Here is a 16,589-nt window from a genome sequence, read left to right as displayed (position 1 = left end):
GCCGACAAACCGTGTTCCCGCCGACCACCGCCCGTGGCCTGTTCCGTACAGGCCCTAGGGTGAGCGATATGACATGGCTGATCACAGGTGGTGCGGGTTATATCGGGGCGCATGTGGCGCGAACGATGCTGGCGGCGGGTGAGCAGGTCGTCGTGCTCGACAATGTCTCGTCCGGCATTCCCGACAGACTGCCCCCCGAGGTGCCGCTGGTACGCGGTTCGGTGCTCGACCGGGAGCTGCTCGACCGGACGCTCGCCGAGCACTCCGTCACCGGTGTGCTGCATCTCGCGGCGAAGAAGCAGGTCGGGGAGTCTGTCGAGCAGCCGCTCGTCTACTACCGGGAGAACGTGTACGGCCTGACCGTGTTGCTGGAGGCCGTCGTGGCGGCCGGGGTGCGGCGCTTCCTCTTCTCCTCCACCGCCGCCGTGTACGGCGTGCCCGAGGACGAGCTCATCTCCGAGGGCACCCCGTGCAACCCGATCAATCCGTACGGCGAGACCAAGCTGGCCGGCGAGTGGCTGGTCAGGGCCGCCGGGCGGGCGCACGGCTTCTCGACCGCCTGCCTGCGGTACTTCAATGTGGCGGGCGCGGCGAAGCCGGAGCTGTCGGACATCGGTGTGTACAACATCATCCCGATGTTCTTCGACCGGATCACCCGCGGCGAGCCCATGCGCATCTTCGGGGGCGACTATCCGACCCCGGACGGCACCTGCGTACGTGACTACATTCACGTCGCGGATCTCGCCGACGCCCATCTGTCCGTCGCGCGGTCGCTGGCCGCGCGGGACGGCGTAGGGGATCTCACGGTGAACATCGGCCGCGGTGAGGGTGTCTCGGTGCGTGAGCTCGCCGATCTGGTGAGCGAGGTGACCGGTTTCGCCCAGCCGCCGGTGATCGAGGCGCGGCGCCCGGGCGACGCCGCGCGGGCCGTCGCTTCGTCGGAGCTGATCGCCAAGGAGCTGGGCTGGACGGCCAGTACCGGAGTGCGCGAGATGGTGGAGTCCGCGTGGGAGGGCTGGCTGCTGCGCCACCCGGACGCGGGCCGGAACTGATCTTGCCAGGGCTCTGACCTGCGGTCATTTCCGCAGGTCAGAGCACATGACAACGGTGTTCAGTCTCGTGTTGCCTCATACCCCCCACCAGTAGTTCACTGGCCCCGGTCAGACCATTCACGGATCCGGGAGGCGTCCCTCATGGGGGCTGGGCACGATCACGGGCACACCCACGGACCACCGCCCACGGGCACGGCGGCCGCCGCCTACAAGGGACGGCTGCGCATCGCCCTGGGCATCACGCTGGCCGTGATGACGGTCGAGATCATCGGCGGGCTGGTCTCCAACTCGCTGGCCCTGGTGGCGGACGCGGCCCACATGGCGACGGACGCCCTCGGGCTGGCGATGGCGCTGCTGGCGATTCACTTCGCCAACCGCCCGGCCAGCAAGAACGCCACCTTCGGCTATGCCAGGGCGGAGATACTCGCGGCGCTGGCCAACTGTCTGCTGCTGCTCGGGGTCGGCGGTTTCCTGCTCTTCGAGGCCGTCGAGCGTTTCATCACGCCGGCCGAGACCAAGAGCGGGACGGCGATCGTCTTCGCGCTGATCGGCCTCGTCGCCAACATGATCTCGCTCTCCCTGCTGGTCAAGGGACAGAAGGACAGCCTCAATGTGCGCGGCGCCTTCCTGGAGGTGGTCGCGGACACGCTGGGCTCGGTCACCGTGCTGATCTCGGCGGGCATCATCATGGCGACGGGCTGGCAGGCCGCCGACCCGATCGCCTCACTGCTGATCGGCCTCATGATCGTGCCGCGCACCTGGAAGCTGCTGCGCGAGACGCTGACGGTTCTGCTGGAGGCCGCGCCCAAGGGCGTGGACATGGCCGAGGTGCGCGCGCACATAGTGGAGCTGCCCGGGGTGGAGGACGTACACGATCTGCACGCCTGGACGATCACCTCCGGGATGCCGGTCCTGTCCGCCCATGTCGTCGTCAGCCAGGAAGCCCTCGACTCCGTGGGGCACGAGAAAATGCTGCACTCCCTACAGAACTGCCTGGGAGACCACTTCGACGTGGAGCACTGCACCTTCCAGCTGGAGCCCAGCGGTCACGCCGAGCACGAGGCGAAGCTCTGCCACTGACCCGGCAGGACCCGCCGCGGGCGATCTGTACGAGCCGTTCCTCGTCGAGCTGCGGCAGTTCGGCGAAGCGCGTGGGGTCGGTTGAGCGATCCGTACCGAGCAGGCCGACATGGGCGAACTCCCCCACCCCGACGGGTCGTTCGACCTGATCCGGGCGGAGAGCCCGGTCTGCAACATCGGCTTCGACTGCGCGCCTGGCGCCGACTGCTACGTCGCCATCGCCCCGGACGGCGAGGTGGCGGCGTACGCCCTGCTGACCCGGTGCCGGGGCGGGGACGCCCCCGCCCCGGCGCTCGCGCCGGCCGCGGTGGCTCCCGGGTATCGGCGCCGGGGCGCGGGCGCGGCGGTCGTCAGGGCTGCGCTCGACGCGGCACGCGCGTGGCGAGCGGCTCGTCCTGGTGTTCGGGCACCCTGAGTACTACCCGAAGTTCGGTTTCGGGCGTGCTTCGGCGTACGGGATTCGGCCCGGCTTCGAGGTGCCCGACGAGGCCATGATGGCCCTGGTGCTCGATGATTCGGCGTCGGTCGCGCAGGGCACGATCCACTACCCGACGGCCTTCGGAGTCTGACGAACGGTCCGCCCCCGCCGCGTGCGCGCGGCGGGGGCGGACATGCGGCAAGCCGTCGAAGTACGGACAAGACGCTTTTGTGCGGCAGACTTGGGGCCGGGAATCGAAGCGAAGGATGGTTATGCCGACCACACCAGTCACCGCGGCGAACAGCTCGTCGAGCGGCACAGTGGAAGAGATCTTGCTTGAGCTGGTCGACGAGGACGGCAATACCATCGGCACCGCGGAGAAGCTCTCCGCCCACCAGGCTCCCGGTCGGCTGCACCGCGCTTTCTCCGTCTTCCTCTTCGATGAGGCGGGACGGCTGCTGATCCAGCGCCGCGCGCTCGGCAAGTACCACTCCCCCGGCGTCTGGTCCAACACCTGCTGCGGGCACCCCTACCCCGGGGAGTCGCCGTTCGCCGCGGCCGCCCGGCGTACGTACGAGGAGCTGGGGATCTCCCCGTCGCTGCTCGCCGAGGCGGGCACCGTCCGCTACAACCACCCGGACCCGGCTTCGGGCCTGGTCGAGCAGGAGTACAACCACCTCTTCGTCGGGATGGCGCAGTCTCCGCTGCGGCCCGACCCGCAGGAGGTCGGCGAGACGGCCTTCGTGACCGCGGGCGAGCTGGCCGAGCGGCACGCGCAGGCCCCGTTCTCCGCGTGGTTCCACACCGTGCTGGACGCGGCGCGCCCCGCGGTCAGAGAGCTGACGGGGCCTGCGGCGGGCTGGTGAAGGACCCCGCCAGCGGCAGGATGACCCTGATGGCCTTGCCGCCGCTCGCCGTGTGCTCCATGTCGCACACCCCGCCGGCCTCCGCGGTGATCTCCCGCACGAGCAGCAGCCCCCGCCCGCCGGTCTGCGCGTAGTCCCTTTCCAGGGCCCTGGGCCGGTAGGGGTGGTTGTCCTCCACTGACACCCTGATCCAATCCGTACCGATCGCGACCTCGACGGCCAGCTCGGGCGAGAGCAGAGCCGCGTGCCGTACGGCGTTGGTGACGAGCTCGGAGACGATGAGCAGGAGCCCCTGCACCAGCTCGTCGCGCGCTGGGACGCCCTGACGATTCAACAGATCCCGGACGGCGTGTCGGGCCTGGGGAACCGATACGTCGACCGCCGGGGCCGTGAACCTCCAGACCCCTTCGTAGCCGGCCGGGGCAATCGGGACTGCCGGGGCATGGTCGGTGGAACCGTGTTCGCTCATCACCACGCTTCGAGTGTTGGGAACGAGCTGGTCCGGACCGGGGATCTGAACACAAGTCAGCAACAATCGGCGAAATATGACCGGCCTGCTTGCGAGAACGTCAGTTGTGTGACTGTTCCTGACCTTCTGGTGATGCGGTCGGTGCACTGTCCCCATACGCCTCCGGCTTCCCGGTGGTTTCCGGGACCGTGGCGTTCGAAGTCATGCTGTCCGAGACCATGGTGACGATCCGGCGGCCACCCGTGCCGATGGCGACCAGGCCGAGCCCGTCGAAGAGCAGCGCGAGCGAGAAGAAGCAGCCCAGGACGTAGAGACTGCTGTGGGGCCAGTCGAAGAGCACCAGCAGGCCAAGGAGTACACCGAAGGCGCCCTGCACCAGCGTCCAGCCGAACTGCGGGCCGCGCACCACCACGGAGCCGACCAGCCGGAAGACACCGCCGGTCAGGAACAGCAGCGCGGCGAACATCGTCAGCGCCTCCGCCGTGCCCTCGGGGTGCCGGATGACGACGATGCCGGCCGCGAGGTTCAGCGCGGCGACCACCACGCCGAGCCAGAAGAAGTTCGAACCGCGGGACTGGACCGCCTGCAGCAACCCGACGAGACCGCCGATCAGCAGCAGCCAGCCGAAGAGAAGCATCGAGGTCAGCGTGGCGACACCCGTGTACACCAGGCCGACGAGGCCGCCGAGCACGAGGATCACCCCGAGCAGCGTCAGCCAGCCGAAGCCGCGCTTGAGCTTCTTGCCCTCACCTGTCGGACCGGCCATGACCACTCCTCAGACAGCTGCGTCCACTTCTCGGCCCCTCATCGATCATAGGTTCGCACGGTCCGGATAGCATCCGGCGCATGGAGCCGCATCTGCAGCACAGCGTCATGGACGGGGTCGCCACCGTCGTCATCAGCAATGCGGCCAAGCGCAATGCCATGACCGCGCAGATGTGGCGCGCGCTGCCCGGACTGCTGGAGCGGTTCGCCGCGGACCCGGAGGTACGGGCGCTGGTGCTGACCGGCGAGGGGGACACCTTCTGCGCCGGCGCTGACATCTCCTCGCTGCGCGCGCCGGACCGGGGCCCCGTGGACGGCCTCTTGCCCGATGACGCCCCGCAGGATCTCGCGGTGCGGGCCGAGGAGGCCCTGGCCGCCTTCCCCAAGCCGACGCTCGCCGCCGTACGCGGCTACTGCGTGGGCGGCGGCTGCCAGCTCGCTGCGGCCTGCGATCTGCGGTTCGCCGAGGAGGGTGCCTCCTTCGGCGTCACCCCGGCGCGGCTCGGGATCGTCTACCCTGCGTCGTCCACCCGGCGGCTCGCGGCCCTGGTGGGGCCGTCGGCCGCCAAGTACCTGCTGTTCTCGGCCGAGTTGATCGACCCCGAGCGGGCGCTGCGCACCGGCCTGGTCGACGAGGTGCTGCCGGCCGGACAGCTCGACAAGCGCGTCACCGAGTTCACCCGGGTGCTGGCCTTGCGCTCGCAGCTGACGCAGGCTGCGACGAAGGAGTTCATCGCGGGCCGGTCCGACCGGGATGCCCACTGGGCCAAGGAGGCGCGCGGCAGCGGCGACACCGCGGAGGGGGTCGCCGCCTTCCTGGAGCGCCGCACGCCCCGCTTCACCTGGACTACTCGGGGATGAAGCGGCTCCGCTCCCGCCACTCCTCGACGATCTCGGCGGGGGCCTTGTCGGGCGATCCGGCGTCGTAGGGCGGCTGAGGGTCGTACTCCACCATCAGCTGCACGCTCTGGGCGTGCCGGTCGCCCGCGATCCTGCCGCTCAGCGTGAGGCCCATGTCGATGCCGGAGGAGACTCCCGCCGCCGTGACGTACTTCCCGTCGAAGACGACCCGCTCCCCGGTGGGCTCGACTCCGAGGGTCTTCAGGTCGTCGAGGGCCAGCCAGTGGGAGGTGGCCCGGCGGCCGGTGAGCAGGCCGGCCGCGGCGAGCAGCAGCGAGCCCGTACAGACCGAGGTCGTCCAGGTGGTGGTGGCGTCGACGGCGCGCAGCCAGCCGAGCAGCGCCTCGTTCTCCATCTGGTCGGACTGGCCGGGGCCGCCCGGCACGACGACGATGTCGGGGCTCGTGACGTCGGCGAACGTGTGGGTCGCGACGAGCGCCAGCTCGCCCCTGTCGTTGGGGACCGGTCCGGTCCGTTCGGCGACGAAGACCACCTCGGCGTCCGGCAGGCGGCAGAGGATCTCGTAGGGGCCGACGGCGTCCAGCGAGGTGAAGCGGTCGAAGAGCGGGATGGCGATCTGTGTCATGGGTTCCTTCTCCAGGGCTGGTCGGGTGGGTGGTGCCGGTCAGTCGGCCGGCTGGGTGCGGAAGCGGCGCCGGTATTCGGCGGGCGCGGTGCCGAGTGATTTCACGAAGGCGCGGCGCATCGCTTCCGGGGTGCCGTAGCCACAAGTGCGGGAAATCTCCTCGACGCCGTCCGCGCAGTCCTCCAGGAGCCGTCTGGCGTGCTCCAGGCGTACGCGCTCCACGTACCGGCCGGGCGTGCTGCCGGTCTGCGATCTGAAGGCGCGGGCGAAGTGCCGGGGTGAGAGTCGGGCACGGCCGGCCAGCGCCTCCACCGACAGATCACCCCCGGGGTGTTCGGTGATCCACTGCTGAACCTCCCGCAACGGCTCGCGCTGAGCCGTCTGGGCGGCGAGCTGGGCGCTGAACTGCGCCTGGTTTCCCGGGCGTCGCAAGAACACGACGAGATGGCGGGCGATGGTCAGTGCCACGTCCCTGCCCAGGTCCTCCTCGACCAGTGCGAGCGCGAGGTCGATGCCCGCGGTGACGCCTGCGGAGGTCGCCACTCTGCCGTCCCGCACATAGATCGGGTCCGGGTCGACCTCGACGGCCGGGAAGCTGCGGGCGAGGTGGTCGCAGACCATCCAGTGCGTGGTCACCCGGAGCCCGTCGAGCAGTCCCGCCTCGGCGAGCAGCAGCGCGCCGGTGCAGACGGAGACCAGCCGCTCTGGGCCCGCGGCGTTCGCCCGCAGCCAGTCGGTCAGGCGCGGATCTGGGTCGCGGGTGCCGCGCCCGCCGGGGACGACCAGGGTGTGCGGCGGGGGCTCGTCGGCGAGGCTGCCGTCGGGGACGATCGTGAGCCCGCTGGTGGTGCGGACCGGAGCACCGTCGAGCGAAGCGGTACGGATGCGGTACGCGTCCGATTCGCCCACACAGTGGGCGGCGCCGGCGAATACCTCCACCGGGCCGGTCACATCGAGGCTCTGGACGTCGTCGAAGAGCACGACCAGTACGGATCGCTGCGTCATGGGCTCCATCCTTCAGCGCTCCGCAGTTGTCCGCAATGACGAATACCCCTCCTTTACTGCCATTAGGGTCCACCACTTCCGGACGTACCGACCAGTCGGTAACGTACGGGTATGACCTCTCTGCCCGCGCGCGCCGGTCGCCGCTGCCACAACGCTCTCAATCCGCTGCACTCGACGGTGTACTTCTCCCCGGACTTCGCCAAGGAGCTCGCCGGAGTGGGTGTCGAGGACAACAACGCCGCCTACTTCGCGGGCCGCGCCGCGGCCATGGGCGCGGTCGGGCCCGGTGTGATCAGCGCCACCTTCTACAACTTCAACCATGAGCTCGTGGCCCGCCACGTCCCCGAGGTGTGGCGGACCGCCGCACCCGAGACCGTTCTCGCGGCGCGGTCGCGCGCCGTCGACAGCACACTGCGGCGGCTGCTCGGCGAGGAGGCCGTGGGCTCCGGCCTGATGGCGGAGGCGGCCGGGCTCGCCCTGCGCGCCGCCGAGGCCTGCACCCCGCATGCCCGCCCGCTGTACGCCGCGCACGCCGACCTGCCGGTGCCCGAGCTGCCCCACGTCGCGTACTGGCACGCCGCGACACTGCTGCGCGAGCACCGCGGCGACGGCCATCTGACCGCCCTGCTCGGCGCCGGGCTCGACCCGCTGGAGGCGCTGGTCAGCCATACCGCGACGGGCAAGGGCATGTCTCCCCGCTGGATCCTGGCCACCCGCGGCTGGCGCCGGGCGGACTGGGAAGCGGCGTCCGGGCGGCTGCGGGAGCGCGGGCTGCTGGACGGCGAAGGCGCCCTGACCGAGGCCGGCGTACAGCTGCGGCAGGAGCTGGAGGAGGCGACGGACCGGCTCGACGCGGCGCCGTACGAGCACCTGGGCGCGGCAGAACGTCGAGCGGCTCACCGAAGTGGGGCGCGCCTTTCTCGGAGCCGCGCTCGGGGCGGGCGCCTTCCCCGCCGATTTGAACAGCTGACGACCGGGCCCATGGCCGGGTAATGGGACTGTCCCGTGTCGGGGAGTTTGCGCGCGGCAATCGCGGCAACCCGTACCGATGTCGGAAACGAAACAGCGAGACACCGAAACATCAGGAGGTTCAACGTGCTTCGTGCGATAGGAGACGTGTTCCGTACGATCGGGTCGGCCATCGCCACGGTGGTGACACTGCCCTTCCGGCTGGTGGCAAAGCTGTTCGGCGGTGCGTCGAACACCGCTTCGCGCGGAGGGCGCCGGGCCTGATCGGCCGGTGGGCGCGCGACAGAGGACCCGACAACCCTGCACAATGCAGGCTCAAGCACAGCCCGCAGGAGAAGGCGAGTCGGGAACATCGTGACGACGTCCATCGAAGGCAGTATCGCCGAGGAACTCGGCGTCAAGGAGCGGCAGGTCCGAGCCGCCGTCGAGTTGCTCGACGGCGGCTCGACCGTGCCGTTCATCGCTCGTTACCGCAAGGAAGCGACCGAGGAGCTCGACGATGCGCAGCTGCGCACCCTTGAGGAGCGGCTGCGGTATCTGCGCGAGCTGGAGGAGCGACGGGCCGCGGTCCTGGAGTCCGTACGCGAACAGGGCAAGCTGGACGAGGCCCTTGAGGCACGGATTCGGGCCGCCGACACCAAGGCCCGGCTGGAAGACATCTACCTGCCGTTCAAGCCCAAGCGCAGGACGAAGGCGCAGATCGCGCGCGAGGCCGGCCTGGAGCCGCTGGGCCAGGGCCTGCTCGGCGACCCGGGACGCGACCCGCTGGCCGTGGCCGCCGCGTTCGTGGACGCCGACAAGGGCGTCGCGGACCCCGCCGCCGCGCTGGAGGGCGCGCGGGCCATCCTCACCGAGCGCTTCTCGGAGGACGCCGACCTGATCGGCGAGGTCCGGGAGCGCATGTGGTCGCGGGGCCGGCTGGCCGCGAAGGTCCGGTCGGGCAAGGAGGAGGCGGGCGCCAAGTTCGCCGACTACTTCGACTTCGCCGAGCCCTTCACCGCACTGCCGTCGCACCGGGTGCTGGCCATGCTCAGGGGCGAGAAGGAAGACGTACTCGACCTGGTCCTGGAGCCGGAGGAGCCGTCCGACGAGCCAGGCCCTTCCGCGTACGAGGCCATGGTCGCCCACCGCTTCGGGATCTCCAACCAGGGCCGCCCCGGCGACAAGTGGCTCGGCGAGACGGTGCGCTGGGCATGGCGGACCCGGATCCTGGTGCACCTCGGGATCGACCTGCGGCTGAGGCTGCGCACGGCCGCCGAGGACGAGGCGGTCAAGGTCTTCGCGGCGAATCTGCGTGACCTGCTCCTCGCGGCCCCCGCGGGCAGCCGCGCCACGCTCGGACTCGACCCGGGATTCCGTACGGGTGTGAAGGTCGCCGTCGTGGACGCGACCGGCAAGGTCGTCGCGCAGGACGTGATCCACCCGCACGTCCCGCAGAACAGGTGGGACGAGTCCCTCGCCAAGCTGGCGCGCATCGCCAAGGACCACAACGTCGAGCTGATCGCGATCGGCAATGGCACGGCGTCCCGCGAGACCGACAAGCTCGCCGGTGAACTGTGCGAGAAGCACCCGGAGTTGAACCTGACGAAGGTGATGGTGTCGGAGGCCGGCGCGTCCGTTTATTCGGCGTCCGCCTTCGCCTCGCAGGAGCTGCCGGATCTCGACGTCACGATCCGGGGCGCGGTGTCGATCGCGCGCCGCCTCCAGGACCCGCTGGCCGAGCTGGTCAAGATCGACCCCAGGTCGATCGGTGTCGGCCAGTACCAGCACGACCTGTCCGAGGTGAAGCTGTCGCGCTCGCTCGACGCGGTCGTCGAGGACTGTGTGAACGGGGTGGGCGTGGACGTCAACACCGCGTCCGCGCCGCTGCTTTCGCGGGTCTCCGGCATCGGCTCCGGACTCGCCGAGAACATCGTCTCGCACCGGGACGCCAATGGTCCTTTCCGCTCCCGCAAGGGCCTCAAGGACGTGGCACGGCTGGGTCCGAAGGCGTACGAGCAGTGCGCGGGCTTCCTGCGGATCCAGGGCGGCGACGACCCGCTGGACGCGTCGAGCGTGCACCCCGAGGCGTACCCCGTGGTGCGGGCGATGGTCAAGACCGCGGGCAGCGGGGTCGGCACGCTCATCGGTAACGCGCCGGTGCTGAGGTCGCTGAAGCCGGCCGACTACGTGAACGACAAGTTCGGGCTGCCCACCGTCACGGACATCCTGCGGGAGCTGGAGAAGCCCGGTCGCGACCCGCGGCCCGCGTTCAAGACGGCGACCTTCAAGGAGGGCGTCGAGAAGCTCGGCGACCTGGCGCCCGGGATGGTGCTCGAAGGCGTCGTCACGAACGTCGCGGCGTTCGGTGCGTTCGTGGACGTCGGCGTCCATCAGGACGGTCTGGTCCATGTGTCGGCGCTGTCCAGGACCTTCGTCAAGGACCCGCGGGACGTCGTCAAGTCCGGCGACGTCGTGAAGGTCAAGGTCATGGAGGTGGACATTCCGCGCAAGCGGATCTCGCTGACGCTGCGGCTGGACGACGATGCGTCGCAGCCGGGCGGTGGCGGCCAGAAGCGTGAGCGGGGCTCCGGCGGCTCGGGTGGCAGGCCGCCGCAGCAGCGGCAGGGGCGTCCGCAGCAGCGTGGGGGCGGGAGCCCTGGAGGTGGTGGCGGCGGCCGTCCGGCACCTGCTCCGGCGAACAGCGCGATGGCGGACGCGCTGCGCAAGGCAGGGCTTACGGACCCGAAGCGGGGCTGAGGCGGCAGGGGATTGCGGGTGCCGCTGCCGCTGCACCGGGCTTGTTCCCCACCCCTTCCCGTAACCGGGGCTCCGCCCCAGACCCCGGTCCTCGATCGCCGGACAGGCTGAAAGGTTCAGCCTGTCCGGCGATCGAGGACACGCCTGAAGGGTGCCCCGGGGGTCCGGGGGCTTGTCCCCGCCACGCGGCGGCAGCCGCACCATGTCGCAGCGGGAAGGCACGGGTAGGGGACAGCGCCGCAGGCAACCCGCACCGAACCGCCCCCGCACCCGGACCCAGCCGCCGCACACCGCCCCCACCCCTCAGTGCTCGTGCACCTTGCCGTCCGTGACCTCGACGCGCCGCGTGGTGCGGACCGCGTCCAGCATTCGGCGGTCGTGCGTGACCAGCAGCAGCGTGCCCTCGTAGGTGTCGAGCGCCGATTCCAGCTGCTCGATCGCCACCAGGTCCAGATGGTTCGTCGGCTCGTCCAGGACCAGCAGATTCACGCCCCGGCCCTGAAGCAGCGCGAGCGCCGCCCGGGTCCGCTCCCCCGGTGAGAGCGTCGTGGCGGGGCGCAGAACGTGATCCGCCCGGAGGCCGAACTTGGCCAGCAGGGTGCGTACTTCCGCCGGTTCGGTGTCCGGGACCGCCGCGCAGAACGCGGCCAGGAGCGTTTCCGTACCGTAGAAGAGGCCGCGGGCCTGGTCGACCTCGCCGACCACCACCCCGGGGCCGAGCGTCGCGTATCCCGCGTCCGGTGTCAGCCTGCCGAGCAGGACGGCGAGCAGCGTGGACTTGCCCGCGCCGTTGGCGCCGGTGATCGCGACGCGGTCCGCCCAGTCGATCTGGAGCGACGCGGGGCCGAACGTGAAGTCGCCGCGGCGCAGCTCGGCCTCGCGCAGGGTCGCCACGACCGCCCCGGAGCGCGGCGCCGTCGCGATCTCCATGTGCAGCTCCCACTCCTTGCGGGGCTCATCGACCGTGTCCAGGCGCTCGATCATGCGCTGGGTCTGGCGCGCCTTCGCGGCCTGCTTCTCGCTGGCCTCACTGCGGGCATTGCGGCCGAGCTTGTCGCCGTCGGTCGCCTTGCGGCGGGCATTCTTGACGCCCTTGTCCATCCAGGAGCGCTGCATGTGGCCGCGCGCTTCGAGACCCGCCTTCTTGTCGGCGTACTCCTCGTACCCCTCGCGGGCGTGCCGGCGGGCGGTCTCCCGCTCTTCGAGGTACGCCGTGTAGCCGCCGCCGTAGAGCGTGATCTGCTGCTGGGCGAGGTCGAGCTCCAGGACCTTGGTGACCGTACGGGTCAGGAACTCCCGGTCGTGGCTGATGACGACGGTTCCGGCGCGCAGTCCGGCGACGAAGCGCTCAAGTCGCTCCAGGCCGTCCAGGTCGAGGTCGTTGGTCGGCTCGTCGAGGAGGAAGACGTCGTAGCGCGACAGCAGCAGCGAGGCGAGGCCCGCTCGGGCGGCCTGGCCGCCGGAGAGCTCGGTCATGGGCCGGTCGAGGCCGACGGTCAGACCGAGCGAGGCGGTGACCTCCTCGGCCCGCTCGTCGAGGTCGGCGGCGCCGAGGTCGAGCCAGCGCTCCAGGCTCGTGGAGTACGCGTCGTCCGCGCCCGGCGTCTCGTCGACGAGTGCCTGCGTCGCTTCGTCCAGCGCGAGCTGCGCGGCGGCGACTCCGGTGCGCCGGGCGAGGAACGTCCGTACCGTCTCGCCCTCGCGCCGCTCGGGCTCCTGCGGGAGGTGACCGACGGTGGCGGTGGGCGGCGAGAGCCGCAGCTCGCCGCCCTCGGGGGTGTCGAGTCCGGCGAGGAGGCGCAGCAGCGTGGACTTGCCCGCGCCGTTGACACCAACGAGACCGATCACGTCACCGGGTGCGACGACCAGGTCGAGGCCGGAGAAGAGCGAGCGGTCGCCGTGGCCCGCGGCGAGATCTTTGGCGACGAGAGTTGCAGTCATCAGGCCACGGATCCTATCGAACGGCCCTTGGGGCTCAGCGCACCATGGGGGCCACGAGCACACCTCCCATCGTGCGCGCCACGATGAAGGACCGCCCCCTTGTCGCCTGCTCGTCCAGCGCGATCCGGTGTTTGCCGGGGTCCAGCACGGCGTCGAATACGTCATGGGTGTGAGCCCGGTGGAGACGATCCAGGCGGTACGAGATCAGCTGCACCCGGCAGGTCGACGTGACCTCCACACCCGCCTCGCCCTCGACGGCCACCAGCTGTGTCAGTCGGCGCTGCTCCAGTGGACTGCGGTCCAGGGCCTGCTCGATCTGGGCGACGAGCAGCGGGACGATGGGCGCCAGAGCGTCAATGTAGGCGACGTCCGCACCGGCCCGTGCGAAGGCGGCCTGCACGGCCGTGCGTTCCTGCTCGTCGACCGACTCCCCGAAGGCCACCGCCCCGTACTCCCGCAGCTCCTCGGCGGGGGCGTGCGCCGCGTCATGGGTGATGTCCGCGCCGATGTTGATGATGCGCAGGGCCGCGGCGAGCCTGGCCAGGACCGCGACGCGTGCGCCGATCAGCAGGACGCGGCGGCGGGCGGGCGGCTCGTCGGCGCCGGTCGCCAGCCGTTCCAGTGCGGCGCGGTACTGCTCGCCTTCGAAGCGGAAGGGGCCTATGCCGTGGTAGCCGTTCATCTCCAGGTCGGCGACCTCGCTGGTCTGCCAGGCGAAGTCGCGCCAGACGAAGTCCTCGCCCGCCCGCTCGATGACGGCGGTGACCGCTCCGCACTCCAGTCCCTCGCACTCGGGGCAGCCGTAGATGATGTACCGGCCGTCGGCCAGCGGTGCGTCCGCCTCGAGCAGCAGGCTGCGCACCTGCTCGGTGAAGATGGCGGGCGGTACGTCCGAGGCGAGCGGGGAGACGGCGTCGAGGTCGGAGAGCCGGTACAGCAGGGGGCGGCCGTCGACGACGAAGTCCATGAATTCACGGTGCACTTGGTAGGCGCCATTGCTGAGGACTCCCCCGGCGCGCATCGCGGGAGCCAGCCCGAAGGTCGCGTACTCGACAGACATGTCCTGAGTATTCCCACTGATGACGTGTCGTGAGCGTGGCATCACACATTCGATTGGCGTCCTTCGACCGGACACCCCTTAGGGTCCGTCCATGAGCAGCGAAGTGATCGTGGTGGGTGGCGGGGCGATCGGGCTGACGACGGCCGTCACCCTCGCGGAAAGTGGCACTCCGGTACGGGTGTGGAGCAGGGAGCAGGTGGACGCGACGACGTCCGCGGTGGCGGGCGCGCTGTGGTGGCCGTATCGCATCGAGCCCGCGGAACGGGTGGGCGCCTGGTCGCTGGCCTCACTGCGGGTGTACGAGCACCTGGCCCGCTCCCCCGACGAGACGGGCGTGCGGCTGGTGGAGGGGGTCATGACGGGCACCGCACTGGCCGGTCTCGGGCCGTGGGCCGCCGACGTACCGGGGCTGCGGGAGGATCCGTACGGCCTGGTCCTCGGCGGCACCGCCCAGGAGGACAACTGGGACACGGACCCCGATCCGGCTGTCGCGCGGGCGATCGTGGAGCGCTGCTCCCGGGTGCGGCCCGAGGTGGCGGGCGCCGGGATCCTGGAGCACCGGGTCGGGCTGCGTCCGGCGCGCGCGGGCGGGGTGCGGCCGGCCGCGGAGCGGTTGCCGTCCGGGGCGCTGTGCGTGCACAACTACGGGCACGGGGGCGCGGGGGTCACCGTCGCGTGGGGCTGCGCGCGGGATGCGGCCCGGCTGGTCGCGGGCTGAGGAACGGTGGGACCGGGCGGGGCCGCCGGCCACGCCGCGCGAGCGGCACTGCGCGGTCGGCGGCAACCGTCTCAGGGGCGCCCTGCGGGCTCTTCCATCCCGTTCGTGCCGGATTCCCCGTTGGTGTCGGTGTCACCGGTACCCGGGCCGATCTGCAGCTCGAAGTCACCGTCGTACTGCTCGTGGCCGGCGATCACCGCCGTCTCGATTGCTTCCACGCCCTTCTCGCCGCGCACGATCAGCGGGTCCTTGCGCAGGTCGCGCATCAGCGCGAAGCACATGCCGATCATCACGACGGCGAAGGGCGCCGCTACGAGGATCGTCAGATTCTGCAGTCCGGCCAGTGCGTCGCTCTCACCGTCGCCGATGAGCAGCATCACGGCCGCGACCGCGCCCGTGACCACACCCCAGAAGATGACCACGAACTTGCTGGGCTCGAAGGAGCCCTTCTGCGAGAGCGTGCCCATCACGATGGACGCCGCGTCGGCGCCCGAGACGAAGAAGATGCCCACCAGGATCATGACGAGCAGGCTCGTCGCGGTGGCGATGGGGTACTCCTGGAGTACGCCGAAGAGCTGGCCCTCGGGGGTCGCCTCGTCGGAGAGCTTTCCAGCCTCCTGCAGCTTCATGGCCGTGCCGCCGAAGACGGCGAACCACAGCAGGCTGACCGTGCTCGGCACCAGGATGACGCCGCCGACGAACTGACGGATCGTACGGCCGCGGCTGATCCTGGCGATGAACATGCCGACGAACGGCGTCCAGGAGATCCACCAGGCCCAGTAGAAGACGGTCCAGCTGCCCAGCCAGTCCGCGACGTCCTTGTTGCCTGTCGCCTCGGTCCGCCCGATGAGTTGCGGCAGATCACCCAGATACGCGCCCAAGGAGGTCGGCAGCAGGTCGAGCATGAAGATGGTCGGGCCCACGATGAAGACGAACAGGACCAGGAGTCCGGCGAGCACCATATTGATGTTGGACAGCCACTGGATGCCCTTCTCCACACCGGAGATGGCGGAAGCGACGAACGCGATCGTGAGCACAGCGATGATCGTGACGAGCAGGCCGGTGCCCACCGTCTTCTTCCAGTCCAGCTCCTGGACTCCGCTGCCGATCTGAAGGGCGCCGAGGCCCAGCGAGGCGGCGGAGCCGAAGAGCGTCGCGAAGATCGCGAGGATGTCGATCCCCCGGCCCACACCGCCGTTGGCGTGCTTCTCGCCGATGAGCGGGGTGAAGACCGCGCTGATCGTCTGGCGCCTGCGGCGCCGGAAGGTGCTGTACGCGATGGCGAGACCGACCACCGCGTAGATCGCCCACGGGTGGAGCGTCCAGTGGAACAGGGTGGTGGCCATCGCCGTCTGCATGGCCTCCGCCGAGGTGGCGGGGTCGGTGCCGGGCGGGGGCGAGCCGAGGTGTGAGAGAGGCTCGCTGACGCCGAAGAACATCAGGCCGATACCCATACCGGCGCTGAACATCATCGCGACCCAGGACACCGTGCGGAACTCGGGCTTCTCCCCCTCCTCACCGAGGGTGATCCTCCCGTAGCGGCTGATCGCGAGCCACAGGGCGAAGACGACGAAGCCGGAGGCGGCGAGCATGAAAGCCCAACCGCCGTTGTGCATCAACCCCTTCAGGAGCCTGCCCGAGACGCTTTCCAGCTGCTCGGTCGCCACGGCGCCCCAGACCACGAAGGCCACCGTGAAGACGGCGGTGACGCCGAACACGATGCGGTCGGTCTGGGGAGCCGGGGTTTCATGAGGGCTGCCGGGAAGATGGACAGGTACTGACCCCTTCCCCGCATCACTCGTATGTGGTCCGTCGTGCGTCACAGGCAGTACCTCTCACAGGGGTGCGTTTCAGTCTCCGCTACCCCCTACCACAAGTGCCGCACATCACAACTTTCTAACGACCTCACCCACGATTGGCAGCGGCGTCGCGGCGCCTGGGACCTCCGCCTCCGGCGTTGTCGTCAGTCGCGATGGCTCCGCCATCACTCCCTCCTCCGCCTTGGATTCGAAGGCCCCAGA

The 16,589-nt window shown here is 70.3% G+C and carries 15 protein-coding genes and 1 pseudogene; 9 read left to right on the top strand and 7 right to left on the bottom strand.

The features are described 5' to 3' along the window. The first annotated feature begins 68 nt into the window (after positions 1 to 68). The 4 genes and pseudogenes from galE (at position 69) to idi (ending at position 3,416) form a co-directional block, all read left to right on the top strand. The gene (gene galE / locus QMK30_RS30095) at positions 69 to 1,052 is read left to right on the top strand and encodes a UDP-glucose 4-epimerase GalE (RefSeq protein ID WP_283521486.1); all 984 of its coding nucleotides are present in this window, start codon (positions 69 to 71) and stop codon (positions 1,050 to 1,052) included. A 141-nt stretch (positions 1,053 to 1,193) separates the two neighbouring features. Then, positions 1,194 to 2,132: a cation diffusion facilitator family transporter gene (locus QMK30_RS30090; protein WP_283521485.1), complete on the top strand. Its 939-nt coding sequence runs from the start codon at positions 1,194 to 1,196 to the stop codon at positions 2,130 to 2,132. Positions 2,133 to 2,340: 208 nt separating this feature from the next. Beyond that, positions 2,341 to 2,701, top strand: a pseudogene (locus QMK30_RS30085) (GNAT family N-acetyltransferase); the annotation flags it as partial. Between the two features lie 121 nt (positions 2,702 to 2,822). Beyond that, positions 2,823 to 3,416: an isopentenyl-diphosphate Delta-isomerase gene (gene idi, locus QMK30_RS30080; protein WP_283521484.1), complete on the top strand. Its 594-nt coding sequence runs from the start codon at positions 2,823 to 2,825 to the stop codon at positions 3,414 to 3,416. On the opposite strand, the gene QMK30_RS30075 is transcribed toward idi, so the two are convergent. Both QMK30_RS30075 and QMK30_RS30070 read right to left on the bottom strand, forming a co-directional pair. Continuing rightward, the gene (locus QMK30_RS30075) at positions 3,382 to 3,885 is read right to left on the bottom strand and encodes an ATP-binding protein (RefSeq protein WP_283521483.1); all 504 of its coding nucleotides are present in this window, start codon (positions 3,883 to 3,885) and stop codon (positions 3,382 to 3,384) included. The genes idi and QMK30_RS30075 overlap by 35 nt on opposite strands. Before the next feature lie 100 nt (positions 3,886 to 3,985). Beyond that, entirely contained in the window at positions 3,986 to 4,651 is a 666-nt protein-coding gene (locus tag QMK30_RS30070; protein ID WP_283521482.1) for an HdeD family acid-resistance protein, read from the bottom strand. Between the two features lie 80 nt (positions 4,652 to 4,731). Between QMK30_RS30070 and QMK30_RS30065 the strand changes: the two genes are divergently transcribed. Further along, a complete protein-coding gene (locus QMK30_RS30065) occupies positions 4,732 to 5,511 on the top strand; it encodes an enoyl-CoA hydratase/isomerase family protein (protein WP_283521481.1) in 780 nt (259 codons plus the stop codon). Here the strand turns inward: QMK30_RS30065 and QMK30_RS30060 are convergent. Beyond that, positions 5,498 to 6,136 (bottom strand): DJ-1/PfpI family protein, encoded by a 639-nt coding sequence (locus QMK30_RS30060; RefSeq protein ID WP_283521480.1) that lies wholly within the window; start codon positions 6,134 to 6,136, stop codon positions 5,498 to 5,500. The two genes, QMK30_RS30065 and QMK30_RS30060, sit on opposite strands and share 14 nt — an antisense overlap. 39 nt (positions 6,137 to 6,175) lie before the next feature. After that, complete coding sequence (locus QMK30_RS30055) at positions 6,176 to 7,141, bottom strand: GlxA family transcriptional regulator (RefSeq protein WP_283521479.1); 966 nt, start codon at positions 7,139 to 7,141, stop codon at positions 6,176 to 6,178. A 111-nt stretch (positions 7,142 to 7,252) separates the two neighbouring features. Here QMK30_RS30055 and QMK30_RS30050 point away from each other — a divergent pair, with 111 nt between their 5' ends. The 3 genes from QMK30_RS30050 (at position 7,253) to QMK30_RS30040 (ending at position 10,849) form a co-directional block, all read left to right on the top strand. Then, positions 7,253 to 8,134, top strand: coding sequence for an SCO6745 family protein (locus QMK30_RS30050; protein ID WP_502963252.1), 882 nt, complete (start codon positions 7,253 to 7,255; stop codon positions 8,132 to 8,134). Between the two features lie 102 nt (positions 8,135 to 8,236). Next, the gene (locus QMK30_RS30045; protein WP_283521478.1) at positions 8,237 to 8,374 is read left to right on the top strand and encodes an LPFR motif small protein; all 138 of its coding nucleotides are present in this window, start codon (positions 8,237 to 8,239) and stop codon (positions 8,372 to 8,374) included. Between the two features lie 90 nt (positions 8,375 to 8,464). Beyond that, the gene (locus QMK30_RS30040) at positions 8,465 to 10,849 is read left to right on the top strand and encodes a Tex family protein (protein ID WP_283521477.1); all 2,385 of its coding nucleotides are present in this window, start codon (positions 8,465 to 8,467) and stop codon (positions 10,847 to 10,849) included. Positions 10,850 to 11,152: 303 nt separating this feature from the next. Here QMK30_RS30040 and QMK30_RS30035 read toward each other — a convergent pair whose 3' ends face one another. Together QMK30_RS30035 and QMK30_RS30030 are read right to left on the bottom strand one after the other, a co-directional pair. Further along, positions 11,153 to 12,790 carry an ABC-F family ATP-binding cassette domain-containing protein gene (locus QMK30_RS30035; RefSeq protein WP_283521476.1) on the bottom strand — a complete coding sequence of 546 codons (1,638 nt, stop codon included), beginning with the start codon at positions 12,788 to 12,790 and terminating at the stop codon, positions 11,153 to 11,155. Positions 12,791 to 12,824: 34 nt separating this feature from the next. Beyond that, positions 12,825 to 13,850, bottom strand: coding sequence for an oxidoreductase (locus QMK30_RS30030; RefSeq protein WP_283521475.1), 1,026 nt, complete (start codon positions 13,848 to 13,850; stop codon positions 12,825 to 12,827). 91 nt (positions 13,851 to 13,941) lie between these two features. Between QMK30_RS30030 and QMK30_RS30025 the strand changes: the two genes are divergently transcribed. Beyond that, complete coding sequence (locus tag QMK30_RS30025; RefSeq protein ID WP_283521474.1) at positions 13,942 to 14,568, top strand: FAD-dependent oxidoreductase; 627 nt, start codon at positions 13,942 to 13,944, stop codon at positions 14,566 to 14,568. 71 nt (positions 14,569 to 14,639) lie between these two features. On the opposite strand, the gene QMK30_RS30020 is transcribed toward QMK30_RS30025, so the two are convergent. Then, positions 14,640 to 16,391, bottom strand: coding sequence for a BCCT family transporter (locus QMK30_RS30020; protein ID WP_502963251.1), 1,752 nt, complete (start codon positions 16,389 to 16,391; stop codon positions 14,640 to 14,642). Between the last annotated feature and the right edge of the window lie 198 nt (positions 16,392 to 16,589).

The sequence above is a fragment of the Streptomyces sp. H27-C3 genome, assembly GCF_030063415.1.
In the GTDB taxonomy this organism is placed as follows: domain Bacteria; phylum Actinomycetota; class Actinomycetes; order Streptomycetales; family Streptomycetaceae; genus Streptomyces.
Note: the sequence above shows the minus strand (reverse complement) of the source record. Positions and strands in the feature narration are given on the sequence as shown.

What these genes read in the sequence shown, in the direction of transcription:
- QMK30_RS30060 (WP_283521480.1), bottom strand. Translation starts at nt 6,136, where the DNA reads ATGACACAGATCGCCATCCCGCTCTTCGACCGCTTCACCTCGCTGGAC.
- QMK30_RS30050 (WP_502963252.1), top strand. Translation starts at nt 7,253, where the DNA reads ATGACCTCTCTGCCCGCGCGCGCCGGTCGCCGCTGCCACAACGCTCTC.
- QMK30_RS30070 (WP_283521482.1), bottom strand. Translation starts at nt 4,651, where the DNA reads ATGGCCGGTCCGACAGGTGAGGGCAAGAAGCTCAAGCGCGGCTTCGGC.
- QMK30_RS30090 (WP_283521485.1), top strand. Translation starts at nt 1,194, where the DNA reads ATGGGGGCTGGGCACGATCACGGGCACACCCACGGACCACCGCCCACG.
- QMK30_RS30025 (WP_283521474.1), top strand. Translation starts at nt 13,942, where the DNA reads ATGAGCAGCGAAGTGATCGTGGTGGGTGGCGGGGCGATCGGGCTGACG.
- QMK30_RS30075 (WP_283521483.1), bottom strand. Translation starts at nt 3,885, where the DNA reads ATGAGCGAACACGGTTCCACCGACCATGCCCCGGCAGTCCCGATTGCC.
- QMK30_RS30065 (WP_283521481.1), top strand. Translation starts at nt 4,732, where the DNA reads ATGGAGCCGCATCTGCAGCACAGCGTCATGGACGGGGTCGCCACCGTC.
- idi (WP_283521484.1), top strand. Translation starts at nt 2,823, where the DNA reads ATGCCGACCACACCAGTCACCGCGGCGAACAGCTCGTCGAGCGGCACA.
- QMK30_RS30030 (WP_283521475.1), bottom strand. Translation starts at nt 13,850, where the DNA reads ATGTCTGTCGAGTACGCGACCTTCGGGCTGGCTCCCGCGATGCGCGCC.
- QMK30_RS30055 (WP_283521479.1), bottom strand. Translation starts at nt 7,141, where the DNA reads ATGACGCAGCGATCCGTACTGGTCGTGCTCTTCGACGACGTCCAGAGC.
- galE (WP_283521486.1), top strand. Translation starts at nt 69, where the DNA reads ATGACATGGCTGATCACAGGTGGTGCGGGTTATATCGGGGCGCATGTG.
- QMK30_RS30035 (WP_283521476.1), bottom strand. Translation starts at nt 12,790, where the DNA reads ATGACTGCAACTCTCGTCGCCAAAGATCTCGCCGCGGGCCACGGCGAC.